Origin of the sequence: Streptomyces bacillaris, assembly GCF_003268675.1 — a bacterium.
Taxonomy (GTDB): domain Bacteria; phylum Actinomycetota; class Actinomycetes; order Streptomycetales; family Streptomycetaceae; genus Streptomyces; species Streptomyces bacillaris.
The window spans coordinates 2,961,027-2,984,570 of the sequence record NZ_CP029378.1 but is presented as its reverse complement, the minus strand read 5'-3'; the positions used below and the strand labels follow the sequence as shown (position 1 = coordinate 2,984,570).

Here is a 23,544-nt window from a genome sequence, read left to right as displayed (position 1 = left end):
CGGAGCCGTAGGCTGTTTGCGTGCTCTTGCTCGCCATGGATACCGCCACCCCCGCCGTCACCGTCGCCCTGCACGACGGCACGTCCGTCGTCGCCTCCTCCGGCCAGGTCGACGCCCGCCGCCACGGCGAACTGCTGCTGCCCGCCGTCGACCGGGTCCTCGCCGAGGCCGGGGTGAAGCTCGACGCCGTGACCGGCGTGGTCGTGGGCGCCGGCCCCGGCCCCTACACCGGGCTGCGGGTCGGCCTGGTCACCGCCGCCACCTTCGGCTCCGCCCTCGCCGTCCCCGTACACGGGATCTGCACCCTGGACGGCCTCGCGTACGCCGCCGGGCAGGACGGCGGGGTGGAGGGGCCCTTCGCCGTGGCGACGGACGCGCGGCGCAAGGAGGTGTACTGGGCGCGGTACGAGGACGCCCGCACCCGTACGGGTGAGCCCGCCGTCGACCGGCCCGCCGACATCGCCCGGGCGCTGGCCGGACTCCCCGTGGTCGGCGCGGGCGCGGCCCTCTACCCGGAGGCCTTCCCGGACGCGCGCGGGCCCGAGCACGTGGCCGCCGGGGCGCTCGCCGCCCTCGCCGCCGAACGGCTCGCCGCCGGGCAGGAGCTGCTGGAGCCGCAGCCGCTCTATCTGCGCCGGCCCGACGCCCAGGTGCCGAAGAACTACAAGGTGGTCACCCCCAAGTGAGCACCGCCACCGCCGCCGTCCTGCGCGAGATGCGCTGGTGGGACATCGCCCCGGTGCTGGAGCTGGAGCACGAGCTGTTCCCGGACGACGCCTGGTCGACCGGCATGTTCTGGTCCGAGCTGGCCCACGCCCGCGGCCCCGGCGCCACCCGCCACTACGTCGTCGCTGAGGAACCGGCCACCGGCCGGATCGTCGGCTACGCCGGGCTCGCCGCCCTCGGTGACCTCTCCGACGTCCAGACCATCGCGGTCAGCCGGGACGCCTGGGGCACCGGCCTCGGCGCCGAACTCCTCACCGACCTGCTGAAGGCCGCCACCGCCTTCGAGTGCGCCACCGTGCTCCTCGAAGTGCGCGTCGACAACGCCCGCGCACAGCGGCTGTACGAACGGTTCGGCTTCGAGCCGATCGGCTTCCGGCGCGGCTACTACCAGCCGGGCAACATCGACGCGCTCGTCATGCGCCTCACCATGCAAGAACACGCAGCGGACAACGCACCAGAGACCGGGACTGAATGATGGCTGCCGACGAACCCCTCGTACTCGGCATCGAGACCTCCTGCGACGAGACCGGCGTCGGCATCGTGCGCGGGACCACCCTGCTCGCGGACGCCGTCGCCTCCAGCGTCGACACCCACGCCCGGTTCGGCGGCGTCGTCCCGGAGATCGCCTCGCGCGCCCACCTGGAGGCGATGGTCCCCACCATCGAGCGCGCCCTGAAGCAGGCCGGGGTCGCCGCCCGCGACCTCGACGGGATCGCCGTCACCTCGGGCCCCGGGCTCGCGGGGGCGCTGCTCGTCGGCGTCTCGGCGGCGAAGGCGTACGCGTACGCCTTGAACAAGCCGCTCTACGGGGTCAACCACCTCGCCTCGCACATCTGCGTCGACCAGCTGGAGCACGGCCCGCTGCCCGAGCCGACCATGGCGCTCCTGGTCAGCGGCGGCCACTCCTCGCTCCTGCTGGCCCCCGACATCACCAGCGACGTCCGGCCGCTCGGCGCGACCATCGACGACGCGGCGGGCGAGGCGTTCGACAAGATCGCCCGCGTGCTGGACCTGGGCTTCCCCGGCGGCCCGGTCATCGACCGGCTGGCCCGGGAGGGCGACCCGAAGGCCATCGCGTTCCCGCGCGGCCTGACCGGCCCGCGCGACGCCCCGTACGACTTCTCCTTCTCCGGCCTGAAGACCTCGGTCGCCCGCTGGATCGAGGCGAAGCGGGCGGCGGGCGAGGAGGTGCCCGTACGGGATGTGGCGGCGTCCTTCCAGGAGGCCGTGGTGGACGTGCTCACGCGAAAGGCGGTGCGGGCCTGCAAGGACGAGGGCGTCGACCACCTGATGATCGGCGGCGGGGTGGCGGCCAACTCCCGGCTCCGCGCGCTGGCCGAGGAGCGGTGCGAGCGGGCGGGCATCCGGCTGCGGGTGCCGCGGCCGGGGCTCTGCACGGACAACGGTGCGATGGTCGCGGCGCTCGGCGCGGAGATGGTGGCCCGCAACCGGCGCCCCTCCGACCTGGAGCTGTCGGCGGACTCCTCGCTGCCGGTGACGGAGCCGCACGTTCCGGGGGCCGCGCATTCTTCCGCGCACGACCACGACCACGTGCACGAGATCAGCAAGGACAACCTGTACTCATGAGCGGCGACGCGACCATCGTCCTGATGTGGGAGGCCCGCGCCGCGGAGGGCCGTGGCGGCGAACTCCTGGAGTGGGCCCGCGCCCGGTCCGCCGAGCTGTCCCGCGAGCCCGCCCGCCGCGAACTCCTGCGCGCCCCGCAGGACCGGGTGCTGGTCATGACGTGGTGGGAGGGCGCCTCGTACGCCGACGACCTCCCCGAACTCCCCGAGCCGGACGCCGCCCTGATCACCCGGCCGGTGCACCGGTGGAGGTTCGAGGCGGTGGGGTGAGCAGCGTCCCCCGGCGGAGGACTTTCGCCGGGAAGCCGCTCAGCCCCTCGTCCTTCGGCTGTTCAGGCCCTGGCCCCGGGCTGATCAAGTCCTTGCCCCTCGGCCGTTCAAGCCCTCGCCCCCCCCGGCTGTTCAGGCCCTCGCCCCCCGGCTGATCAGGCTCTCGCGCCTCGGCTGATCAGGCCCTCCACGATCGCGTCCAGCTCGGCGGCGACCTCGTAGTCGGCGGCGTACTCCCGCCAGTGCTCCTTCACCTCGGTCAGCCGGGGCAGCTCCGCCGTGTCCTTCTCCGTGATCATCTCCGGGAAGAACTCCTGGCGCGAGGGCTGCTCCGCCCGGCGGGCCGCGGCCCGGCGGAAGACCAGGTCGCCGTAGACGTAACTCCAGATCGTCCGGTACGCGCGCACCGAGCGGGCCGGGGAGAGCCCGCAGGCCAGGGCGCAGTCGATGATCTCCTCCACCATCCACAGGGCGTGGCGGTCGGTCAGCTCGCCCAGGGCCAGGATGTCCAGCACCCAGGGGATCCTGCCGATGATGTCGTGCATGTGCACGGCCACCGCGACCAGCCGCTCGCGCGGGTCCTCGGGCAGCTCGGGGCGCGGGAAGGCGGCGGCGGTGCCGGAGAGGGTGAGCATCAGCAGCTCGTCCTTGTCCTGCACGTAGTGGTAGAGCGCCATCGGCGTGCTGCCCAGCTCCTTCGCCACCCGCCGCATGGACAGGGCCGCCACGCCCTCCTCCTCGACGATGCGGCGCGCGGTGGCGACCATCACGTCCGGGTCCAGCCTGCGGGGGCGGCCCACGGGCTTCTTCACGCCGGGCTTGCCGGGCTTGCCGGGCTTGCCGGGCTTCCCGGTCTTCGCGGGCTTCTCGGGTTTCTTGGTCTTCTCGCTGCCTGACACCTGGGCATTCTCCCCTTCCAGGTCCTCCTCGGTACCGGCGGGTTTATTTTCTATACGTGTATGGTAATTGTGGATCGCAGGGGATCGGCGAAGGGGAGGGGCGGGTCATGGAGCGCAAGGTGGCCGACGGGAGCGGGGCGGAGCCGGACGCGCGGCATGCGCGGTGGCTGCTGGTGGGGGCGCTCACCGTGCAGTTCCTGGTGTCACTGGACATGTCCGTGGTCAATGTGGCGCTGCCCGACATCCGCAGCGACCTCGGCTTCGGCCGGGACGGGCTGCTCTGGGTGGTGAACGCGTACGCCCTCGCCTTCGGCGGGCTGCTCATGCTCGGCGGACGCCTGGCCGACCTGGCGGGACCGCGCCGCGTCCTCACCGCCGGCCTGGTCCTCTTCGGCCTCGCCAGCCTGGCCGGGGGCCTCGCCTGGTCGCCCGGGTCGCTGGTCGCGGCGCGCGCGGTCCAGGGCATCGGCGCGGCGGCCCTCGCCCCGGTGGCGTTCGCCCTGATCACCCTCGCCTTCCCGGCCGGGCCCGCCCGCTCCCGGGCGCTCGGGCTCTGGGGCATGGCGGGCGCGGCGGGCGGCGCGGTAGGGGTGCTGGCGGGCGGTGTGCTCACCGATCTGGCGGGGTGGCGGGCCGTGATGCTCGTCAACGTGCCGATCGTGGCCTTCGCCCTGGCCGCCGCCGCCCGCACCGGCCCGGTCGGCCGGCAGCGGCGGTCCGGCGCCCGGCTGGACCTCGCCGGGGCGCTCCTCGCCACGGGCGGGACGACCCTGCTGGTCCTCGGGCTCGTACGGGCCTCGGACGACGGCTGGTCCTCGGCCGTCACGCTCGCCACGCTCGGCGCTGCGGTGGCCCTGCTGGCCGCGTTCGTCGCCGTCGAACTCCGTACGCCCTCGCCCCTGCTCCGCCTCGGCCTGATGCGGGGGCGGCCGGTGCTCACCGCCAACCTGTTCTGCCTGCTGCTGGCCTCGGCCCAGTTCGGCGCGTTCTACTTCGTCTCGCTCTACATGCAGCTGGTCCTCGGCTACGGGGCGACCGCCGCCGGGTTCGCGTTCCTGCCGTTCTGCGTGGGCGTCGTCGCGGGCTCGATCCTCGCCACCCGCGCGGTCGCGGCGCTCGGCATCCGCCGCCTGATGACCGTGGGCGGGACGCTGGCGGCGCTCGGGATGGGCTGGTTCGCGGCGGCCGCCACGGTCGACGGCTCCTTCCTCGCCTCGATCCTCGGCCCGTCGCTGCTCTGCTCGCTCGGCATCGGGCTCTGCTTCGTCCCGCTCGGCACGGCCGCCACCACCGACGTGGTGCCGGGCGAGACCGGAATGGCCTCGGGGCTGCTCAACAGCTCCCGCCAGGTCGGCGGTTCGCTCGGCCTCGCGGTCCTGGTCACCGTCGCCGCCCAGGTCACGGGCGGCGCGACCGGGCGCGGTGCGCTCTCCTCGGGGTACGCGGCCGCGTTCTGGGTCGCGGCCGGGCTCCTGGCGGCCGCGGCGCTGGCGGCGTACGTCCTGCTGCCGGGGGAGAGCCGGGCCGCGGGCGGTGGCCCGGTGGCCTCCCGTACGGACGCGGCCGAGCACGAAGGGGACGCGGCGGGCCGATGAGTTCGGGGGCCCGGGCCGGTCTACCCACCAAGAGGCTGGACACGGCACGCGCCCCGGACCCGGGGCGACCGGACGAGGAGACCACCGCCATGCAGAAGATCACCCCCTGTCTCTGGTACGACGGCCGGGCGAAGGAGGCCGCCGAGCACTACGTCGCGATCTTCGGCGGCGAGGCCGGCGACTCCCGCGTCCTGGACGTCACCCACTACGGCGAGGCGGGCCCCGGCCGGGCCGGGGACGTGCTGACCGTCAGCTTCCGGCTCGCGGGCCAGGAGTACCTGGGCCTCAACGGCGGACCGCAGTTCCCGTTCACCGAGGCCATCTCGCTCTCCGTGGACTGCGCCGACCAGGCCGAGGTGGACCGGCTCTGGGCCGCGCTCTCCGAGGGCGGCGAGGAGGGCCAGTGCGGCTGGCTCAAGGACCGGTACGGCGTCTCCTGGCAGATCGTCCCCCGCGAGCTGCCGGGGCTGCTGGCCGACCCGGACCCGGCGAAGGCGGAACGGACGATGAAGGCGATGCTCGGGATGCGGAAGCTGGACATCCAGGCGCTGAGGGACGCCTGAGCGGGGCGGACCGGGCGGACCGGGCGGGCCGGGTAGTCCGGGCGGGCCGGGTAGTCCGGGCGGTCCGGGCGGCTCGCCTCCGGCAGACCGGTCGTACGTCCGGCAGGCCGGTCGTACGTCGGTAGTGTCTGGTCCATGTCATCCCGCCCCTCCCTGCCCCCGCCCCCGCCGCCCGTGGAGATCCGGTCCTGGCCCGACCGGGAGGCGATGCTCGCCGACCGGGCGCTGATCCTCGGCGCGCTGGTGCGGATGCACATCGGGCCGGGGCGGCTCGGGGTGCTGGTGATGTGGGCCGGGCTCGCCGCGTTCGGATGGCTGCTCGTGGGGTCCGGGCTCGTCATGATCGAGCAGGCGGCGGCGGACTTCTTCAGCGGGATCGCCGGGTTCCTCTCCCTGCTCCTCGGGGCGGGGGCGCTGATCCCCGCCGTCATCCTCGCCGGCCTCCACCTCGCCCGGGACCGGGAGATCCGCGCGCTGCTCGTGGAGTGGGGCGCGCTGGACCGGGACCCGGAGCGCGACCGGGAGCTGCGGCTGCCCGGGGTGAGCCTGGTCTGGCTGCTGCTGTCGTTCGTCCTGGCGGCGGGCGGGCTCGCGCTCTGCGTGATCGGCCCGGCGAGCGCCCGCCCCGGCTACGACACGTACGGCATGGTCGCCCTGGTCATGGGCCTGGGCATGATCGCCTGGCTCACCGGACTCATCGGGGCCGTCAAGGCGTGGACGCACCGCCGCTGGGTGCTGCGGGTCCTGACGGCGCCCGCCACCCCGGTACACGCTCCGGCGCACACCCCGGCCCATCACTGAAGCCGTACGCCCCGCCCCGCTCCTCCCGCACCGCCCGGCTCACCCCAGCGGACGGCCGATCAGCATCGTCGGCGCCCCCGCCACCCGGGTCAGGAACACCGTCGCCGCGTTCGGTCCGGCGAGCTTCATCCGGCGGCGCAGCTCCTCCGGTTCGACCGCCGAGCCGCGCTTCTTGACGGTCAGTACGCCCACCTCGCGCTCCCGCAGCAGCGCCTTGAGCCGCTTCATGTTGAACGGCAGCCGATCGGTGATCTCGTACCCGGCGACGTACGGGGAGGAGTACGGCACATCGCTGGTGACGTACGCGATCGTCTCGTCCACCAGCCGCCCGCCGCACCGCTCCACGATGTCCGCGACCAGATGCGCCCGGATCACCGCCCCGTCCGGCTCGTACAGATAGCGCCCGACCGGGCCCACCGGCGGGGCGGGCAGCGGGGCCGGGGCGGTGAGGGTGGCCCCGGACGGCAGCAGGGTGGCCCGGAACGAACCGGGCGCGATGCCCTCCCCGTACCAGAGCACCGCCTCCTTCACATCGCCCCCGTCCGAGATCCACTCCGCCTCGGCCTCCGGGCCGATCGCCTCGTGCGGGATGCCGGGCGCGATCTTCAGCGCCGCGCGAGGGGCCTTCAGCGCGGCGGCCGTGGCCCAGGACAGCGGCGGTGAGTACGCCTCCGGGTCGAAGATCCTGCCGCGTCCGCCCCGCCGCGCCGGGTCCACGAAGACGGCGTCGTACGGGGAGGTGTCGATCTCCGTGACGTCGGTGCACCGCACCTCGATCAGCTCCCCGAGCCCCAGCGCCGCCGCGTTGGCGCGGGCCACCTCGGCGGTGAGCGGGTCACGGTCCACGGCGAGCACGGAGATCCCGGCGCGGGCCAGGGCGACGGCGTCGCCGCCGATGCCGCAGCACAGGTCCGCCACGCTCCGCACGCCGAGCGCGGCGAACCGGGCGGCGCGGTGTTCCGCCACCGAGGTACGGGTGGCCTGCTCGACGCCGTTGGGCGTGAAGTACATCCGGTACGCGTCCTCGGCCCCGAACTTCGCCACCGCCCGCTGCCGCAGCCGCGCCTGCCCCAGGGCGGCCGACACCAGCTCCGCCCGGTGCGTGCGGCGCAGCCGGGTCGCGGTGGCCAGCTCGTCGGCCGGGTCGTGGTCGCGCAGCTCGGCCAGCAGGTGTTCGCCCTCGGGGGTGCGCAGGGCGGCGAAGGCGGCGCGTGCGGGGTCGCCGGGGTCGCCGGCCGGGGTGGCGGGGGTGGTTGCGTTCACCCGGTCCATTGTGGCCGGTGCGCGGAGGCGGGCCGGTACGGGCCGAAGCACGCCCCACCGGTCGATGCGTGCCCCCGACCCGCCGACGCGGGCCCCTGTCCGCCGGTCGGGCGACGGGTCCGGCCCCCTCGCGGTGTCGGGGCGGGAGGAGCCCGGGCGGCTGGCAGGATGCGGCGCCATGCAACTAGTACGACAAAAGGGAAAATCACCCACGAAGCGGCACTCGCCCACGAGACGGCATAGACCGGTCTCCACCGTGCTGGCCGCCCTCCTGGCCGCCACCGTCACCTCGGCCTGCGCGGCGGCGACGGCCGACGGCGGTACGGGGACCCCGGACGGCCCGGCGAAGCCCGCCGCCGGGCAGCAGGGCGAGGCCGCCCAGCAGGCCGGACCCGCCCGCGCCCTGGACACGTACGCCGAGGAGCTGAAGCGGAAGCAGGCCGCACGGGCCGTCGCGGCGAAGAAGTGGGGGCTGGCCAAGACCCCGCTCGCCGCCCCCGAGCCCCCCGAGGTGAAGCCGCGCATCACCACCCGTAAAGGGTTCGAGGTCCGGGACGGGGAGGGGCTGCCGCCCGTCTTCACCACCGTCCCCACCAAGGAGAAGATCGTCTTCCTCACCATGGACGACGGGGCGGAGAAGGACCCCGAACTGCTGCGGATGATGACCGAACTGGACATCCCGTACAGCGCGTTCCTCAGTGACTACGTCACCAAGGACAACTACGGCTACTTCAAGCAGATGCAGAAGCGCGGGGTGACCATCAGCAACCACACGCTCAACCACCGCTATCTGCCCGGCCTCTCCTACGCCGAGCAGAAGCGCGAGATCTGCGGCCAGCAGGAGAAGATCCTCAAGCAGTACGGGAAGCGGCCCACCCTCTTCCGCCCGCCCTACGGCAACTACAACCGCGACACCCTCGTCGTCGCCAAGTCCTGCGGCATCACCGCCGTACCGCTCTGGTCCGCCGAAGCCTTCGCCGACCGCATGGAGTGGCGCGAGTGGGACCGGGACCTGCACCCGGGCGACATCGTCCTCACCCACTTCCGGGGCAAGGGGGACTGGAAGGGGACCATGCCCGACATGATCCGGCTGGTCATGAAGACCATCACGGACAAGGGGTACGCGGTGGCGAAGCTGGAGGACTATGTCTGACCCGGCGCACTCCCCGTACGCCCCGGATGCGCGCCCAGCCCCCGCTGCGCGCGCATTCGTCGTTCGTCCTCCCCGTCGCCCCCGTCGCCCCCATCGCCCCCGTCGTCCCGTTGTCCCCGTCGTACGGAACACCGCGTCCTACGGAACACCGCGCCCCGCCCCCACGTTGTCCGGGCGGTGACCCTATGGAGCCCCGGTCGAGCCCCGATCGGGACGGCGCGAGGGTGGTGAATTGGCACTCCGCTTGACCGAGTGCTAATCGCGGTCATAGTCTCGGGTCTGGCACTCCCCCCTGGAGAGTGCCAGCACCACACTGTGCGACAGGGCAGGTCCGGCACCCGCGACGACGGATCGGTCTGGTCGCCGCCCACCGACTGCTAAACCCCGTGAGATCTCCGAAGGGGGAGACCGGATCGTGTCGACCACCAGCTCCAAGGTTGCGATCAAGCCGCTCGAGGACCGCATTGTGGTCCAGCCGCTCGACGCCGAGCAGACCACCGCTTCCGGCCTGGTCATTCCGGACACCGCGAAGGAGAAGCCCCAGGAGGGCGTCGTCCTCGCCGTGGGCCCCGGCCGCTTCGAGAACGGCGAGCGTCTTCCGCTCGACGTCAAGACCGGCGACGTCGTCCTGTACAGCAAGTACGGCGGCACCGAGGTGAAGTACAACGGCGAGGAGTACCTCGTCCTCTCGGCCCGCGACGTCCTCGCGATCGTCGAGAAGTAATTCACCCACGTCTGCTTGTGTTCTGCGCCCCTGGCCCCCTGCGACATCACTAGCCGGGCGGCGAGGGGCGCAGTTCGTTTTGAGAGGGAAGTACAGCCCATGGCGAAGATCCTGAAGTTCGACGAGGACGCCCGTCGCGCCCTTGAGCGCGGCGTCAACAAGCTTGCCGACACGGTCAAGGTGACGATCGGCCCCAAGGGCCGCAACGTCGTCATCGACAAGAAGTTCGGTGCCCCCACCATCACCAACGACGGTGTCACCATCGCGCGCGAGGTCGAGCTGGACGACCCGTACGAGAACCTCGGTGCCCAGCTCGTCAAGGAGGTGGCGACCAAGACCAACGACGTAGCGGGTGACGGCACCACCACCGCGACCGTCCTGGCCCAGGCGCTCGTCCGCGAGGGTCTGCGCAACGTCGCCGCCGGCGCCTCCCCGGCCGCCCTGAAGAAGGGCATCGACGCCGCCGTCAAGGCCGTCTCCGAGGAGCTGCTCGCCACGGCCCGCCCGATCGACGACAAGGCCGACATCGCCGCCGTCGCCGCGCTCTCCGCCCAGGACCCGCAGGTCGGCGAGCTGATCGCGGACGCGATGGACAAGGTCGGCAAGGACGGTGTCATCACCGTCGAGGAGTCCAACACCTTCGGTCTGGACCTGGAGTTCACCGAGGGCATGGCCTTCGACAAGGGCTACCTGTCCCCGTACATGGTGACCGACCAGGAGCGTATGGAGGCCGTCCTCGACGACCCGTACATCCTGATCCACCAGGGCAAGATCGGCGCCATCCAGGAGCTGCTCCCGCTGCTGGAGAAGGTCATCCAGAGCGGTGGCTCCAAGCCGCTCCTGATCATCGCCGAGGACGTCGAGGGCGAGGCGCTCTCCACCCTCGTCGTCAACAAGATCCGCGGCACCTTCAACGCCGTCGCGGTGAAGGCCCCGGGCTTCGGTGACCGCCGCAAGGCCATGCTCGGTGACATCGCCACCCTCACCGGTGCGACCGTCATCGCCGAGGAGGTCGGCCTCAAGCTCGACCAGGCCGGTCTGGACGTGCTCGGCACCGCCCGCCGCGTCACCGTCTCCAAGGACGACACGACCATCGTCGACGGCGGCGGCAACGCCGACGACGTCAAGGGCCGCGTCAACCAGATCAAGGCCGAGATCGAGGCCACGGACTCCGACTGGGACCGCGAGAAGCTCCAGGAGCGCCTCGCGAAGCTGGCCGGCGGCGTGTGCGTCATCCGCGTCGGCGCCGCCACCGAGGTGGAGCTGAAGGAGAAGAAGCACCGCCTCGAGGACGCCATCTCCGCCACCCGCGCCGCGGTCGAGGAGGGCATCGTCTCCGGCGGTGGCTCGTCCCTCGTCCACGCCGTGAAGGTCCTGGAGGGCAACCTCGGCAAGACCGGCGACGAGGCCACCGGTGTCGCGGTCGTCCGCCGCGCCGCCGTCGAGCCGCTGCGCTGGATCGCGGAGAACGCCGGCCTGGAGGGCTACGTCATCACCTCCAAGGTCTCCGAGCTGGACAAGGGCCAGGGCTTCAACGCCGCCACCGGCGAGTACGGCGACCTGGTCAAGGCCGGCGTCATCGACCCGGTCAAGGTCACCCGCTCCGCCCTGGAGAACGCCGCGTCCATCGCGTCGCTGCTGCTCACGACCGAGACCCTGGTCGTCGAGAAGCCGGCCGAGGAAGAGGCCGACGCCGGTCACGGCGGCCACGGCCACTCCCACTAGTACCCGCCGGTACGTCAGAGGCCCGGTGCCCCCGTCGCGGGGGCACCGGGCCTCGGTGCGTCCGGAGCCGGACAGGCCCGAACCGGGCTACTGCGGCCCGTACTTGCGTCCCGTACGCGAGGTCACCCCGCCCAGCAGACCGCGCGGGGTCACCTTCACCAGCCCCATCAGCGCCTTGTAGCGCGGGTCCGGGATCGACACCGACTTCCCCCGGGCCAGGTCCGCCAGGGCCGAGGCCACCAGCTTGTCCGCGTCCAGCCACATCCACCCCGGGATGTTGTCCGTGCCCATCCCGGCCCGCTCGTGGAACTCCGTACGGACGAAGCCCGGGCAGAGCGCCATCAGCCGCACCCCCGAACCGGCCAGGTCCTTCGCCGCGCCCTGGGTGAACTGCACGACCCACGCCTTCGACGCCCCGTACGTCCCGCGCGGCACGAACGCCGCCACGGACGCCACGTTGACCACCGCGCCCCGGCCGCGCTCCTTCATGCCCGCGGTGGCGGCCGAGGTCAGCCGCAGCACCGCCTCGCAGTGCACCTTCAGCATCGTCAGCTCATCGGCCATGGACACTTCCAGATAGCGCCCCTTGTTGCCGAACCCGGCGTTGTTGACCAGCAGATCGACCGGGTGCGTCCGGTCCGCGAGCCGCTTCTCGACCGCCTCGATCCCGCCGTCCGTGGCCAGGTCCGCGCGGAGCACCTCGGCCTCGATGCCGTGCCGGTCGTGCAGTTCGGTGGCCTGCTCGCGCAGGCGTGCGGTGTCCCGTGCCACCAGCACCAGGTTGTGCCCCTGGGCCGCGAGCCGTCGCGCGAACGCAGCCCCGATACCCGCCGTCGCGCCCGTGATCAGTGCAGTCGTCATACGCGGCACGTTAGTGCCCCGCGCCCGCCTCCCGGTCATCGGCCGCCGCCACGTACGCCCGGGCCTTGCGCAGCGCCTCCGGGTGCAGGGCCGACGCGGCGGCCAGCAGGGAGGGCAGCAGGGTGCGCTCCGTCGTGACGGCCCGGAACTGGAGCGAGGCGGTGACCTGGTGATCCGGGCGGTGGACGATCTCGACGGGGTCCCCGGCCCGGATCGTGCCCGGCTCGATCACCCGGAGATAGACGCCGGTGACGGCCTCCTCGGTGAACCGCCGGATCCACTTCCCCTCCGCGATGTGGTCCGCGAACGTCCGGCACGGGATACGGCCGGAGGTCACCTCCAGGAGCAGCTCGTCCCCCACCCGCCAGCGCTCCCCGATCAGCGCGCCGCTCACATCGATCCCGGCGGTGGTGAGGTTCTCGCCGAACGCCCCGTTGGCCAGCTGCCGGCCGCCCAGCAGCCGCTGCCAGGCGTCCAGCTCCTCCCGGGCGAAGGCGTACACGGCCTGGTCGCTGCCGCCGTGGTGGCGCAGGTCGCAGACCGCGTCACCGGCGAGCCCGCTGCCGCCGACCCCCTTGGCACCGGGATCGGTGACGTGCACGTCCCCCTCGACGGGCCGCTTGTCGATCCCGGTCAGACCGCCGGGGCCACCCGCGGACGGGGACGGGGTGGGGCGGCCGACATTCACGCTCAGCAATCTCATAAGGGTCACGCTAACGGCTCAAACCTGAAAGGCATACGCGATTAGTTCGCCCGCCATCCAAGTATCTCTTATGGTGGAGGGGTGATCGAAGCCCGCCACCTCCGCGTCCTGCGTGCCGTCGCCACCACCGGCTCGTTCTCCGCCGCCGCCCGTGAACTCGGCTGCACCCAGCCCGCGGTGAGCCAGCAGATGAAGGCCCTGGAGTCCTCCGCCGGCACCACCCTGCTCATCCGCACCGGGCGCGAGATGCGCCTCACCCAGGCCGGTGAGGCGCTCGTCCGGCACGCCTCCGGCATCCTCGCCGGGCTGACCGCGGCCGAGGAGGAGGTCGCCGCCATCGCCGGGCTGCGGGCCGGCCGGGTCCGGCTCGTCTCCTTCCCCAGCGGCAGCTCCACCCTGGTGCCCGGCGCGCTGGCGGCCCTGCGCGCCGAGCACCCCGGGACCCGGGTCTCGCTGGTGGAGGCCGAGCCGCCGCGCTCGGTGGACCTGCTGCGCGACGGCGACTGCGACATCGCGCTGGCCTTCCGGTACGGCGCCTCCGGCGGTGAGTGGGACGACCTGGTGGTCCGGCCGCTGCTCACCGACCGGCTGATCGGCCTGGTCCCGGAGGGGCACCGGCTGGCCGGTGCGGCGGAGGTCTCCATCGGTGAGCTGGCGGACGAGTCGTGGATCGCGGGCTGCCCGCGCTGCCGCCGTCAGCTGGTGGAGGTCTGCGAGGAGTCGGGGTTCACCCCCCGGATCGACTTCGCCACCGACGACTACCCGGCGGTGATGGGCCTGGTGGGGGCCGGGCTCGGGGTGGCGGTCCTGCCGGAGCTGGCGGTGGAGTCGGTACGGCCCAAGGGGGCGCGGACCGTCCCGGTGGTGCCCGCGATCGAGCGGGAGATCGTGGCGCTCACCCTGCCGGACCTGGCCCGGGTCCCGGCGGTCGCGGCCACCCTGGACCAGCTGTCCCTGGCGGCCGCCCGCTGAGGAGCCGCGCTCCGTACGCGGCGGGGCCGGGGCCGTGCTCCGGGGGCCGTGGGGGCGATATCGAGGAAACGTTTCTGCGTTCGGTCGGGGCCGTCGGGCGTCAGGTCGGGCGGGAGCCCGTGGTGGCCGTGGTGGCGCCCGAGGGTGCTGCGGTGATCAGCCGGGTTCTGGCCCGGCCCATCAGCTCTTCGCGCTCGTCCTCGGTCAGGCCGCCCCACACCCCGTAGGGCTCCCGTACGGCCAGGGCGTGGGCGGCGCACTCGGCGCGTACCGGGCACCGCATGCACACCTCCTTCGCCGAGGTCTCACGAGCGCTGCGGGCGGCGCCGCGCTCACCTTCGGGGTGGAAGAACAGGGAGCTGTCGACGCCTCGGCAGGCGGCGAGCAACTGCCAGTCCCACAGGTCTGCGTTGGGTCCGGGAAGGCGGGAGAAATCTGCCATTGCTTGTCCCCTCGAAGCCGTGCTGCGTCGGAAGCGGCATCCTCGACCGCCGGTTCACCGGCGGTCCGTGATCGGCGATCGTCATCTTCGGTGACCTGAGTCTCGACCGTACATCTGCGGTGCTAGTAGATGTAAATATGACTGTTTGCGAATCTAGCCACAGACACCCTCAAAAGGGAAGAAATCTCGCCAAATAGGGCAAGCCAGGGAGTGAAGATTCGGTTGACGGGTGAATCACCCGCGTCGTTCTCCTCCGTATGCGAGCCCTCACGTAGAGTGCCGAACCCGAAGGTCGGGCCCGTAACTCTTTCGAGTGACCGTCGTTAAGAGGGTGGATGCGGTTGACGGAGAACCGGCTCGGGCACATGTCCGAAGGGGTCGACCGCACAGGTGACGACTTGTATCAGCCTGGAGGCTCAAGGTGACGCGCATCAGCTGCGGAGGACAGTCATGACATCCGTCCTCGTCTGCGACGACTCCCCGCTTGCCCGAGAAGCGCTCCGTCGCGCGGTGGCCACCGTGCCCGGTGTCGAGCGCGTGACCACGGCGGCCAACGGCGAGGAAGTCCTCCGCCGCTGGGGGGCCGACCGTTCGGATCTGATTCTGATGGACGTACGCATGCCCGGTCTGGGGGGTGTGGAGACGGTCCGGCGGCTGCTCTCCGCCGACCCCGGCGCCCGGATCATCATGCTGACCGTCGCCGAGGACCTGGACGGTGTCGCGCTCGCGGTCGCCGCCGGCGCCCGCGGCTATCTGCACAAGGACGCCTCCCGCGCCGAGCTGCGGGCCACCGTCACCCAGGCGCTGGCCGACCCGACGTGGCGGCTCGCCCCGCGCCGGCTCCGCTCCGCCGAGATGGGGGCCGCCCCCACGCTCACCGCGCGGGAGATCCAGGTGCTCGAAGGCATGAGCCACGGCCGCTCCAACGCGGAGATCGGCCGTGAGCTGTTCCTCTCCGAGGACACGGTCAAGACCCACGCCCGGCGGCTGTTCAAGAAGCTCGGGGCCTCGGACCGCGCCCATGCGGTGGCCCTGGGATTCCGCTGGGGTCTGGTCCGCTGACGCCCGGCCCGGACCGCCCCCGTCCGCAGACCGGCGGACGGGCGGACGGGACGGGTCACCGGCGGTGCACCCCGCGTCGGAGCGCGGCGGTCCACCGCGGATCCGGGTGGAGCCGACGGCGCCATGTGACGCTTCCCGGCCGATGACGCATCCTTGAGTCGTGGAGTTCCTCAGGAACGGTAGGAACGATTCGGTCGAGCGGAAGGGGAGGGCGCAGGACATGACATCCGGCGCACCCGCTCATAACGCTTCGGTGCACAACTCGGGACGCGATGGAGCGGACCGTACGGCACCGAGGCACCATGGTCCGATGCGCGACGACGAAACCACGGTGATCGGTGCCCTCGTGCACCGGGCCGTCGACGGTGACGCGCAGGCCACCCACGATCTGCTGGCCCATGTCCACCCCCTCGCCCTGCGCTACTGCCGCTCCCGGCTGAACCGGTTGCCCGGTGATGCCCGTCACTTCGTGGAGGACCTCGCGCAGGAGGTCTGCGTCGCCGTGCTGATGGCGCTGCCCCGCTACAAGGACACCGGCAGGCCCTTCGAGGCCTTCGTCTTCGCCATCGCCGGTCACAAGGTGGCCGACCTCCAGCGGGCCGCGATGCGCCACCCCGGCTCGACCGCCGTCCCCTCCGACGAGATGCCCGAGCGGCCCGACGACTCCCTCGGCCCGGAGGAGCGCGCCCTGCTCAACAGCGATGCCGCCTGGGCGAAGAAGCTTCTGGCCAACCTCCCGGAGAGCCAGCGCGAGCTGCTGGTCCTGCGGGTCGCGGTCGGGCTCACGGCCGAGGAGACCGGCCGGATGCTCGGGATGTCCCCGGGTGCGGTGCGGGTCGCCCAGCACCGCGCGCTCAGCCGGCTGCGGGCGCTGGCCGAGCAGTAGGGCAGGGGCGCTCAGGCGTTCCAGGGATGCGCGCGGGCGTTCCGTAGGAAACTACAGAACGCCCAAGTGATCTTGATCGTGGAATGAGACACCCGTGGAGCCCGTTAGCATGGACATCCGCACCGATCAAGACCATTTGGGGAAGGTGTCATGACTGCAAACGTCGACGGAGTGCCCGAGAAGTTCGCGACGCTCGGGCTGACATACGACGACGTGCTGCTGCTGCCGGGCGCGTCCGAGGTGCTGCCCAACGCGGTCGACACCTCGTCGCTCATCTCGCGCAACGTGCGGGTGAACATCCCATGCTGTCGGCCGCCATGGACAAGGTGACCGAGTCCCGGATGGCCATCGCCATGGCCCGCCAGGGCGGCGTCGGCGTACTGCACCGCAACCTCTCGATCGAGGACCAGGTCAACCAGGTCGACCTGGTCAAACGGTCCGAGTCCGGGATGGTCACCGACCCCATCACCGTGCACCCCGACGCCAGCCTCGCCGAGGCGGACGCGCTCTGCGCCAAGTTCCGCATCAGCGGCGTGCCCGTCACCGACGGCTCCGGCAAGCTCCTCGGCATCGTGACCAACCGGGACATGGCCTTCGAGTCGGACCGTACGCGCCAGGTGCGCGAGGTCATGACGCCGATGCCGCTCGTCACCGGCAAGGTCGGGATCTCCGGCGTGGAGGCCATGGAGCTGCTGCGCCGCCACAAGATCGAGAAGCTGCCGCTGGTCGACGAGGCCGGGATCCTCAAGGGCCTCATCACGGTCAAGGACTTCAAGAAGGCCGAGCAGTACCCGAACGCGGCCAAGGACGCCGAGGGCCGGCTGCTCGTCGGCGCGGCCGTCGGCGCCAGCCCCGAGGCGCTGGACCGTGCCCAGGCGCTCGCCGCCGCCGGGGTCGACTTCCTCATCGTCGACACCTCGCACGGCCACAACAGCAACGCCCTCGACTGGATGGCGAAGATCAAGTCGAGCGTCTCCATCGACGTCATCGGCGGCAACGTCGCCACCCGCGACGGCGCCCAGGCACTGATCGACGCCGGGGTCGACGGGGTGAAGGTCGGCGTCGGACCCGGCTCGATCTGTACCACCCGCGTGGTCGCCGGCATCGGCGTCCCGCAGGTCACCGCGATCTACGAGGCCGCGCTCGCCGCCCGGGCCGCGGGCGTCCCGGTCATCGGTGACGGCGGTCTCCAGTACTCCGGCGACATCGGCAAGGCGCTCGCAGCCGGCGCGGACAGCGTCATGCTGGGCAGCCTCCTCGCGGGCTGCGAGGAGTCCCCGGGCGAGCTGATGTTCATCAACGGCAAGCAGTTCAAGTCGTACCGGGGCATGGGTTCGCTGGGCGCCATGCAGTCCCGCGGCCAGGGCCGGTCGTACTCCAAGGACCGCTACTTCCAGGCCGAGGTCGCCTCGGACGACAAGCTCGTCCCCGAGGGCATCGAGGGCCAGGTGCCCTACCGCGGCCCGCTCGCCAACGTCCTCCACCAGCTCGTCGGCGGCCTCCGCCAGACCATGGGCTACGTCGGCGCCGCGAGCGTCGACGAGATGGAGAGCAAGGGCCGGTTCGTCCGGATCACGTCGGCGGGGCTGAAGGAGAGCCACCCGCACGACATCCAGATGACGGTCGAGGCGCCGAACTACAGCAAGAAGTAGTGAGAAGCACCGAGAAGTAACGCGTCACCGCAGGTGAGGGGCGGACCGGAGTTCCCGGTACCGCCCCCAGGGCGTGCCCAGCGGATCAGGGCCGGGTCCGCGACGCCCGGCACGGCACCTCGCGGCGTTGCCGAAACGCCCCAATCGCTCCGCGATGAGGACGTTCCAGCGCCTTGCGATGCACCGCACCGGACGCCGCGGCCCTGACCGGCCCTGATCCGCCGGGCGCGCCCTGCCGCGTGTCGGGGATACTGGTCAGCGCAGACGTAGAGGGAAAGGCCACACATCGTGACTGAGATCGAGATCGGGCGCGGCAAGCGCGGCCGCAGGGCGTATGCGTTCGACGACATCGCTGTCGTACCGAGCCGCCGCACCCGGGACCCGAAGGAGGTCTCGATCGCCTGGCAGATCGACGCCTACCGCTTCGAGCTGCCGTTCCTGGCCGCTCCCATGGACTCCGTGGTCTCCCCGCAGCACGCCATCCGCATCGGTGAGCTGGGCGGCCTGGGCGTCCTCAACCTGGAAGGGCTCTGGACCCGGCACGCCGATCCGCAGCCGCTGCTGGACGAGATCGCCGAGATGCCGGTCGAGACCGCGACCCGCCGGCTCCAGGAGATCTACTCCGCGCCGATCCAGGAGGAGCTGATCGGGCAGCGCATCAAGGAGGTGCGCGACTCCGGTGTCGTCACCGCCGCCGCGCTCTCGCCGCAGCGCACCGCCCAGTTCTCCAAGGCCGTCGTCGACGCGGGCGTGGACATCTTCGTCATCCGCGGTACGACGGTCTCCGCCGAGCACGTCTCCGGCGCCGCCGAGCCGCTCAACCTGAAGCAGTTCATCTACGAGCTGGACGTCCCGGTCATCGTCGGCGGCTGCGCCACGTACACCGCCGCCCTGCACCTGATGCGGACCGGTGCGGCCGGTGTCCTCGTCGGCTTCGGTGGCGGCGCCGCGCACACCACGCGCAACGTCTTCGGCATCCAGGTCCCGATGGCCACCGCCGTCGCGGACGTGGCCGGGGCCCGCCGGGACTACATGGACGAGTCCGGCGGCCGGTACGTGCACGTCATCGCGGACGGAGGCGTCGGCTGGTCCGGCGACCTGCCCAAGGCCATCGCCTGCGGTGCGGACGCCGTGATGATGGGCTCCCCGCTGGCCCGCGCCACGGACGCGCCGGGCCGGGGCCGTCACTGGGGCATGGAGGCCGTCCACGAGGACGTGCCGCGCGGCAAGCTGGTCGACCTCGGTTCGGTCGGGACGACGGAGGAGGTCCTCACCGGCCCCTCGCACACCCCGGACGGCTCGATGAACATCTTCGGCGCCCTGCGCCGCGCGATGGCCACCACCGGCTACAGCGACCTGAAGGAGTTCCAGCGCGTCGAGGTGACGGTGGCGGACTCCCAGCACAGCCGCTGACCGTTCGCAGCCGAACGGAAGGGCCCGTACCGCGACGGCGGTACGGGCCCTTCCGCATGGTCGTACGGGGTGGGTCAGCTCGCCTTCTTGACGCCACCGACCGCGGCGATCGCGCCGAGGGCGAGGAAGAGGTAGCGCATGAAGTCGGCCTCCTCCTTCCAGATGCTCGTCACGGCGTCGAAGTGGTCGAAGAACACCTCGGAGAACGGGACGTGGGCGACGTCCGCCATCACCATGGCGTAGCCGATGAGCTGGCCGAAGTAGACGCCGCCGACCGAGAAGACGGCGGACGCGGCGATGACCACCGGGTTGGCGCCGCCGAGCTTGCCGGCCGCGAAGCCGACGAGGAAGCCGACGCCGACCGCCGCGTAACCGAACTCGCGCTCGATCGAGCCGAGGAGCACGCCGTACAGGATGCCCGCGACGATCGCCGCGCCGAGCGCGACCAGCACGCCGACGGCCAGGTGGTTGCGGGCCGGGGGAGCGGGCGGGGCCGGGGCGAAGGGCGCGCCGCCGCCGAACGGGCCGGGCTGCCCCTGCTGGTCGGGGCCGGGCTGTTCCTGCTGTCCGGCGAAGGGGTTGCCGGTGGGGGCTCCGGGCGGGGGCTGCTGGCCGTACGGGTTGCCGGTCGGGGCGGCGGGGGGCTGCTCTCCGTAGGGGGTGCCGGTCGGAGCGGCCGCGTACGGGTTGCCCTCGACGGGTCCGCCGGGATAGGGCTCCTGGGGCTGGTTCGGCGGCTGCACAGGCTGGCTCACGGTGGGTCTCCCCCTGGGGCGAAATGCGCAGGCACGCGTACTTGACGCGAACATGTGTGCGCTCTGTGACGCCGCACGGTAGCAGTACGCACCCGAATTGGTCACTAGTCATCTCAGTCGACGGTATGACCGTTCAGAGCCGGTGTGCCGCTCCCGCCGGGGTGGCGCCCCGGGTGTCCAGGAGGAGCTGGGCCTTGACCGCGAGGCCCTGGAGGTCGTACGTGCGGTGCTGCTGGAGCAGCACGGTCAGGTCGGCCGCGGCGGCCGCCTCGTACAGCGAATCGGCGCGCGGGACCGGGAGTTGGCGCACCCGCCAGTCCAGGACGTGCGGATCGTGGTAGCCGATCTGGGCGCCCATGTCCATCAGCCGCCCGGCGATCTCGCGGGCGGGTGAGGCCTCCTGGTCGGCGCTGTCCGGCTTGTAGGTGACGCCGAGCAGCAGCACCCGCGCGCCGCGGACGGACTTGCCGTGCTCGTTGAGCAGGGTCGCGCAGCGCTGGATGACATAGCTGGGCATCCGGTCGTTGATCTCCTGGGCCAGCGAGACCATCCGCAGCGGGTGGCCGGGGGTGCGTCCGCTGTACGGGAGCGAGCCCGGGTCCACCGGGACGCCGTGGCCGCCGACGCCGGGGCCGGGGCGGAAGGGGTGGAAGCCGAACGGCTTGGTCTCTGCGCACCGGATGACGTCCCACAGGTCGACGCCCAGGTCGTGGCAGGCCACCGCCATCTCGTTGACCAGCGCGATGTTGACGTGCCGGAAGTTGGTCTCCAGCACCTTCGTCATCTCCGCCTCGCGCGGCCCCCGGGCCCGTACGACCTTGTCGGTGAGGCGGCCGTAGAAGGCGGCGGCCGACTCGGTGCAGGCGGGGGTGAGGCCGCCGATGACCTTGGGGGTGGAGGCGTAGGTGTGGGTGCGGTTGCCGGGGTCGAGCCGGCTGGGGGAGCAGGCCAGGTGGAAGTCGCGGCCGGCGACGAGCCCGGAGCCCTCCTCCAGCAGGGGGCGCAGCACGTTCTCGGTGGTGCCGGGCGGTACGGCGGACTCCAGCAGCACGGTGGTGTGCGGGCGGAGCCGGGCGGCCAGGGCGCGGGCGGCGTCGCGGAGGGCGGTGAGGTCGACGGTGCGGTCGGGGCCGAGGGGGGTGGGGGAGCAGATCACGGCGGTACGGACCCGGCCCAGCTCGGCGGCGCTGGTGGTGGGGCGGAAGCCGCCGGAGAGCATGCGGCGGATCTCGGACGCGGTGAGGGAGCCCTCGACGGGGGTGCGGCCCGCGCGCAGTTCGGCGCAGGGGCGTGGGTCGGTGTCGTAGCCGACGGTGTCGATCCCGGCGGCCACGGCGGCCTGCACCAGGGGCAGGCCGAGGTGGCCGAGTCCGATGACGGCGAGGTCTGCGGGCATGTCGAAGGCCGCCTTCCCTAAGACCGGAGTACGAAAAGCGCAACCGCTGTGGACAGCGCAATGTCAGACTAGGCGTAAATATGACCTATATGTCGCATTGCGTGACGCCTGTCGCCCGGGTGTTGTCCACAGGCGGTGGCTGAAGTCGGGGAGCGCGGACAGAATCGAGGAGTGGACACGGGCGGCCGGCCCCTCGGCCGGGTGGCACTCCCGTGTCCGACCACCCCGATCCACCGGGAGGCAGCAGTGAGGACAGCGACACTGGGACCCGCCGAGCGCACCGCCGCGCTCGCCGCCATGGCCGAACGCGAACTGGACGTGCTGGTCGTGGGGGCGGGCGTGGTCGGCGCGGGCACGGCGCTGGACGCCGCCACCAGAGGGCTCTCCACCGGCCTGGTCGAGGCGCGCGACTGGGCGTCGGGCACATCGAGCCGGTCGAGCAAGCTGATCCACGGGGGGCTGCGCTATCTGGAGATGCTCGACTTCGCCCTGGTCCGCGAGGCACTGAAGGAGCGCGGGCTGCTCCTGGAGCGGCTCGCCCCCCACCTGGTGAAGCCGGTGCCCTTCCTCTACCCCTTGCAGCACAAGGGATGGGAGCGGTTCTACGCGGGCTCCGGCGTCGCGCTCTACGACGCGATGTCGGTCTCCTCCGGCCACGGCCGGGGCCTGCCCGTCCACCGCCACCTCTCCCGCCGCCGCGCCCTGCGGGTCGCCCCCGCGCTGCGCAAGGACGCCCTGGTCGGCGCCCTGCAGTACTACGACGCCCAGATGGACGACGCCCGTTTCGTCACCGAGCTGGTCCGCACGGCCGCCTCCTACGGGGCCCAGGTGGCCAACCGCGCCCGGGTGACCGGCTTCCTCCGCGAGGGCGAGCGCGTCGTCGGCGCGCTCGTGCAGGACGTCGAGGGCGGTACGGAGTACGAGGTCCGCGCCAAGCAGGTCGTCAACGCGACCGGTGTCTGGACGGACGACACCCAGGGGCTCATCGGCGAGCGCGGCCAGTTCCACGTCCGCGCCTCCAAGGGCATCCACCTGGTCGTCCCCAAGGACCGCATCCACTCCACCACCGGCCTCATCCTGCGCACCGAGAAGTCCGTGCTCTTCGTCATCCCCTGGGGCAGGCACTGGATCATCGGCACCACGGACACCGACTGGGACCTGGACAAGGCCCACCCGGCCGCCTCCAGCGCCGATATCGACTATCTCCTCCAGCACGTCAACTCCGTCCTCAACACCCCCCTGACCAGGGACGACGTACAGGGCGTCTACGCCGGGCTGCGCCCGCTGCTGGCCGGTGAGTCGGACGCCACCAGCAAGCTCTCCCGCGAGCACACGGTCGCCCACCCCGTCCCCGGGCTCGTCGTCGTGGCGGGCGGCAAGTACACGACGTACCGGGTCATGGCCAAGGACGCGGTGGACGAGGCGGTGCACGGGCTCGACCAGCGGGTGGCCGCCTGCGTCACCGAGGACACCCCGCTGCTCGGCGCCGAGGGCTACAAGGCCCTGTGGAACGCGCGGGCCAGGATCGCGGCCCGGACCGGGCTCCATGTCGTCCGGGTGGAGCATCTGCTCAACCGGTACGGCTCAATGACGGAAGAAATTCTGGAGCTGATCCTCGACGACCCCGCCCTGGGCGAACCGCTGCCCGCCGCCGACGACTACCTCCGCGCCGAGATCGTCTACGCCGCCTCCCACGAGGGCGCCCGCCACCTGGACGACGTACTGACCCGGCGCACCCGGATCTCCATCGAGACCTTCGACCGGGGCACCCGCAGCGCCCGCCTCTGCGCGGAGCTGATGGCCCCGGTGCTGGGCTGGGACGAGGGGCGGATCGACCGGGAGGTCGAGCACTACGAGAAGCGGGTGGAGGCCGAGCGCGAGTCGCAGCGGCAGCCCGACGACCTCACGGCGGACGCGGCCCGGCTCGGCGCGCCGGACATCGTGCCGAGCTAGCGGGCGTTCACCTGGCGGGCCACCGCCCTTCACATCCGGGCCAGTTGGGTGCGGACGGCCCGGTTCCGGGGCGGTGGCCGCCCGGTCGGCGCTGGACGAGGGGGCCGGGTTGGTAGGAGGCTGTGGGGGATTCCCTCTTCGGAC

22 protein-coding genes and 1 pseudogene are annotated in these 23,544 nt (G+C 72.2%); 16 read left to right on the top strand and 7 right to left on the bottom strand.

Features of this window, described 5'->3' with window-relative positions:
* The first annotated feature begins 35 nt into the window (after nucleotides 1-35).
* Genes tsaB through DJ476_RS12325 form a run of 4 tightly spaced genes read left to right on the top strand, consistent with a single transcriptional unit; the run spans nucleotide 36 to nucleotide 2,582 of the window.
* The gene (gene tsaB / locus DJ476_RS12340; RefSeq protein WP_112492494.1) at nucleotides 36-686 is read left to right on the top strand and encodes a tRNA (adenosine(37)-N6)-threonylcarbamoyltransferase complex dimerization subunit type 1 TsaB; all 651 of its coding nucleotides are present in this window, start codon (nucleotides 36-38) and stop codon (nucleotides 684-686) included.
* Between the two features lie 29 nt (nucleotides 687-715).
* The gene (gene rimI / locus DJ476_RS12335; protein ID WP_181006432.1) at nucleotides 716-1,201 is read left to right on the top strand and encodes a ribosomal protein S18-alanine N-acetyltransferase; all 486 of its coding nucleotides are present in this window, start codon (nucleotides 716-718) and stop codon (nucleotides 1,199-1,201) included.
* On the top strand, nucleotides 1,201-2,313 hold the full coding sequence (gene tsaD / locus DJ476_RS12330; RefSeq protein WP_103416889.1) for a tRNA (adenosine(37)-N6)-threonylcarbamoyltransferase complex transferase subunit TsaD: 1,113 nt from the start codon (nucleotides 1,201-1,203) through the stop codon (nucleotides 2,311-2,313). Before rimI ends, tsaD begins: the two co-directional genes overlap by 1 nt.
* Complete coding sequence (locus DJ476_RS12325) at nucleotides 2,310-2,582, top strand: hypothetical protein (protein ID WP_103416890.1); 273 nt, start codon at nucleotides 2,310-2,312, stop codon at nucleotides 2,580-2,582. Before tsaD ends, DJ476_RS12325 begins: the two co-directional genes overlap by 4 nt.
* 155 nt (nucleotides 2,583-2,737) lie before the next feature.
* Here the strand turns inward: DJ476_RS12325 and DJ476_RS12320 are convergent, their stop codons facing one another.
* Complete coding sequence (locus DJ476_RS12320; protein WP_112490514.1) at nucleotides 2,738-3,481, bottom strand: TetR/AcrR family transcriptional regulator; 744 nt, start codon at nucleotides 3,479-3,481, stop codon at nucleotides 2,738-2,740.
* A 107-nt stretch (nucleotides 3,482-3,588) separates the two neighbouring features.
* On the opposite strand from DJ476_RS12320, the gene DJ476_RS12315 reads away from it, so the two are divergent.
* The 3 genes from DJ476_RS12315 to DJ476_RS12305 all read left to right on the top strand — a co-directional run bounded on the left by DJ476_RS12315 (nucleotide 3,589) and on the right by DJ476_RS12305 (nucleotide 6,440).
* Nucleotides 3,589-5,076 carry an MFS transporter gene (locus DJ476_RS12315; protein WP_112490513.1) on the top strand — a complete coding sequence of 496 codons (1,488 nt, stop codon included), beginning with the start codon at nucleotides 3,589-3,591 and terminating at the stop codon, nucleotides 5,074-5,076.
* 89 nt (nucleotides 5,077-5,165) lie between these two features.
* Complete coding sequence (locus DJ476_RS12310) at nucleotides 5,166-5,639, top strand: VOC family protein (RefSeq protein WP_103416891.1); 474 nt, start codon at nucleotides 5,166-5,168, stop codon at nucleotides 5,637-5,639.
* A gap of 135 nt (nucleotides 5,640-5,774) precedes the next feature.
* Nucleotides 5,775-6,440, top strand: a complete 666-nt coding sequence (locus tag DJ476_RS12305; RefSeq protein WP_112490512.1) for a hypothetical protein — start codon at nucleotides 5,775-5,777, stop codon at nucleotides 6,438-6,440.
* Nucleotides 6,441-6,479: 39 nt separating this feature from the next.
* On the opposite strand, the gene DJ476_RS12300 is transcribed toward DJ476_RS12305, so the two are convergent.
* On the bottom strand, nucleotides 6,480-7,712 hold the full coding sequence (locus tag DJ476_RS12300; protein WP_112490511.1) for a THUMP-like domain-containing protein: 1,233 nt from the start codon (nucleotides 7,710-7,712) through the stop codon (nucleotides 6,480-6,482).
* 169 nt (nucleotides 7,713-7,881) lie between these two features.
* On the opposite strand from DJ476_RS12300, the gene DJ476_RS12295 reads away from it, so the two are divergent.
* The 3 genes from DJ476_RS12295 to groL all read left to right on the top strand — a co-directional run bounded on the left by DJ476_RS12295 (nucleotide 7,882) and on the right by groL (nucleotide 11,305).
* A complete protein-coding gene (locus tag DJ476_RS12295; RefSeq protein WP_103416894.1) occupies nucleotides 7,882-8,856 on the top strand; it encodes a polysaccharide deacetylase family protein in 975 nt (324 codons plus the stop codon).
* Between the two features lie 415 nt (nucleotides 8,857-9,271).
* Nucleotides 9,272-9,580, top strand: coding sequence for a co-chaperone GroES (gene groES, locus DJ476_RS12290; RefSeq protein WP_003966899.1), 309 nt, complete (start codon nucleotides 9,272-9,274; stop codon nucleotides 9,578-9,580).
* Between the two features lie 99 nt (nucleotides 9,581-9,679).
* Entirely contained in the window at nucleotides 9,680-11,305 is a 1,626-nt protein-coding gene (gene groL / locus DJ476_RS12285) for a chaperonin GroEL (RefSeq protein WP_019763846.1), read from the top strand.
* 87 nt (nucleotides 11,306-11,392) lie between these two features.
* Here groL and DJ476_RS12280 read toward each other — a convergent pair whose 3' ends face one another.
* Together DJ476_RS12280 and DJ476_RS12275 are read right to left on the bottom strand one after the other, a co-directional pair.
* Nucleotides 11,393-12,166 (bottom strand): SDR family NAD(P)-dependent oxidoreductase, encoded by a 774-nt coding sequence (locus DJ476_RS12280; RefSeq protein WP_103416895.1) that lies wholly within the window; start codon nucleotides 12,164-12,166, stop codon nucleotides 11,393-11,395.
* 10 nt (nucleotides 12,167-12,176) lie between these two features.
* Nucleotides 12,177-12,869 carry an MOSC domain-containing protein gene (locus DJ476_RS12275; protein ID WP_103416896.1) on the bottom strand — a complete coding sequence of 231 codons (693 nt, stop codon included), beginning with the start codon at nucleotides 12,867-12,869 and terminating at the stop codon, nucleotides 12,177-12,179.
* An 81-nt stretch (nucleotides 12,870-12,950) separates the two neighbouring features.
* Here DJ476_RS12275 and DJ476_RS12270 point away from each other — a divergent pair, with 81 nt between their 5' ends.
* Complete coding sequence (locus tag DJ476_RS12270; RefSeq protein WP_103416897.1) at nucleotides 12,951-13,841, top strand: LysR family transcriptional regulator; 891 nt, start codon at nucleotides 12,951-12,953, stop codon at nucleotides 13,839-13,841.
* A gap of 100 nt (nucleotides 13,842-13,941) precedes the next feature.
* On the opposite strand, the gene DJ476_RS12265 is transcribed toward DJ476_RS12270, so the two are convergent.
* The gene (locus DJ476_RS12265) at nucleotides 13,942-14,283 is read right to left on the bottom strand and encodes a WhiB family transcriptional regulator (RefSeq protein ID WP_026238029.1); all 342 of its coding nucleotides are present in this window, start codon (nucleotides 14,281-14,283) and stop codon (nucleotides 13,942-13,944) included.
* A 450-nt stretch (nucleotides 14,284-14,733) separates the two neighbouring features.
* Here DJ476_RS12265 and DJ476_RS12260 point away from each other — a divergent pair, with 450 nt between their 5' ends.
* The 4 genes and pseudogenes from DJ476_RS12260 (at nucleotide 14,734) to DJ476_RS12240 (ending at nucleotide 19,296) form a co-directional block, all read left to right on the top strand.
* A complete protein-coding gene (locus DJ476_RS12260; protein WP_003948568.1) occupies nucleotides 14,734-15,345 on the top strand; it encodes a response regulator transcription factor in 612 nt (203 codons plus the stop codon).
* 310 nt (nucleotides 15,346-15,655) lie between these two features.
* Nucleotides 15,656-16,231, top strand: a complete 576-nt coding sequence (locus DJ476_RS12255; RefSeq protein WP_112490510.1) for a sigma-70 family RNA polymerase sigma factor — start codon at nucleotides 15,656-15,658, stop codon at nucleotides 16,229-16,231.
* Between the two features lie 150 nt (nucleotides 16,232-16,381).
* A pseudogene (guaB, locus tag DJ476_RS12250) lies at nucleotides 16,382-17,883 on the top strand (IMP dehydrogenase).
* A gap of 288 nt (nucleotides 17,884-18,171) precedes the next feature.
* On the top strand, nucleotides 18,172-19,296 hold the full coding sequence (locus tag DJ476_RS12240) for a GuaB3 family IMP dehydrogenase-related protein (RefSeq protein ID WP_070205363.1): 1,125 nt from the start codon (nucleotides 18,172-18,174) through the stop codon (nucleotides 19,294-19,296).
* 74 nt (nucleotides 19,297-19,370) lie between these two features.
* Here the strand turns inward: DJ476_RS12240 and DJ476_RS12235 are convergent, their stop codons facing one another.
* Both DJ476_RS12235 and DJ476_RS12230 read right to left on the bottom strand, forming a co-directional pair.
* Nucleotides 19,371-20,039, bottom strand: a complete 669-nt coding sequence (locus DJ476_RS12235) for a hypothetical protein (protein ID WP_318294880.1) — start codon at nucleotides 20,037-20,039, stop codon at nucleotides 19,371-19,373.
* Between the two features lie 145 nt (nucleotides 20,040-20,184).
* Nucleotides 20,185-21,447 (bottom strand): nucleotide sugar dehydrogenase, encoded by a 1,263-nt coding sequence (locus DJ476_RS12230; RefSeq protein ID WP_112490508.1) that lies wholly within the window; start codon nucleotides 21,445-21,447, stop codon nucleotides 20,185-20,187.
* 246 nt (nucleotides 21,448-21,693) lie between these two features.
* Here DJ476_RS12230 and DJ476_RS12225 point away from each other — a divergent pair, with 246 nt between their 5' ends.
* Nucleotides 21,694-23,400 carry a glycerol-3-phosphate dehydrogenase/oxidase gene (locus DJ476_RS12225; protein ID WP_112490507.1) on the top strand — a complete coding sequence of 569 codons (1,707 nt, stop codon included), beginning with the start codon at nucleotides 21,694-21,696 and terminating at the stop codon, nucleotides 23,398-23,400.
* The last annotated feature ends 144 nt before the right edge of the window (nucleotides 23,401-23,544 follow it).

Excerpts from the sequence above, each read along its gene's own strand:
- tsaB (WP_112492494.1), top strand. The coding sequence starts at position 36 with ATGGATACCGCCACCCCCGCCGTCACCGTCGCCCTGCACGACGGCACG.
- rimI (WP_181006432.1), top strand. The coding sequence starts at position 716 with ATGCGCTGGTGGGACATCGCCCCGGTGCTGGAGCTGGAGCACGAGCTG.
- tsaD (WP_103416889.1), top strand. The coding sequence starts at position 1,201 with ATGGCTGCCGACGAACCCCTCGTACTCGGCATCGAGACCTCCTGCGAC.
- DJ476_RS12325 (WP_103416890.1), top strand. The coding sequence starts at position 2,310 with ATGAGCGGCGACGCGACCATCGTCCTGATGTGGGAGGCCCGCGCCGCG.
- DJ476_RS12315 (WP_112490513.1), top strand. The coding sequence starts at position 3,589 with ATGGAGCGCAAGGTGGCCGACGGGAGCGGGGCGGAGCCGGACGCGCGG.
- DJ476_RS12310 (WP_103416891.1), top strand. The coding sequence starts at position 5,166 with ATGCAGAAGATCACCCCCTGTCTCTGGTACGACGGCCGGGCGAAGGAG.
- DJ476_RS12305 (WP_112490512.1), top strand. The coding sequence starts at position 5,775 with ATGTCATCCCGCCCCTCCCTGCCCCCGCCCCCGCCGCCCGTGGAGATC.
- DJ476_RS12300 (WP_112490511.1), bottom strand. The coding sequence starts at position 7,712 with ATGGACCGGGTGAACGCAACCACCCCCGCCACCCCGGCCGGCGACCCC.
- DJ476_RS12295 (WP_103416894.1), top strand. The coding sequence starts at position 7,882 with ATGCAACTAGTACGACAAAAGGGAAAATCACCCACGAAGCGGCACTCG.
- groL (WP_019763846.1), top strand. The coding sequence starts at position 9,680 with ATGGCGAAGATCCTGAAGTTCGACGAGGACGCCCGTCGCGCCCTTGAG.
- DJ476_RS12280 (WP_103416895.1), bottom strand. The coding sequence starts at position 12,166 with ATGACGACTGCACTGATCACGGGCGCGACGGCGGGTATCGGGGCTGCG.
- DJ476_RS12275 (WP_103416896.1), bottom strand. The coding sequence starts at position 12,869 with ATGAGATTGCTGAGCGTGAATGTCGGCCGCCCCACCCCGTCCCCGTCC.
- DJ476_RS12265 (WP_026238029.1), bottom strand. The coding sequence starts at position 14,283 with ATGGCAGATTTCTCCCGCCTTCCCGGACCCAACGCAGACCTGTGGGAC.
- DJ476_RS12260 (WP_003948568.1), top strand. The coding sequence starts at position 14,734 with ATGACATCCGTCCTCGTCTGCGACGACTCCCCGCTTGCCCGAGAAGCG.
- DJ476_RS12255 (WP_112490510.1), top strand. The coding sequence starts at position 15,656 with ATGCGCGACGACGAAACCACGGTGATCGGTGCCCTCGTGCACCGGGCC.
- DJ476_RS12230 (WP_112490508.1), bottom strand. The coding sequence starts at position 21,447 with ATGCCCGCAGACCTCGCCGTCATCGGACTCGGCCACCTCGGCCTGCCC.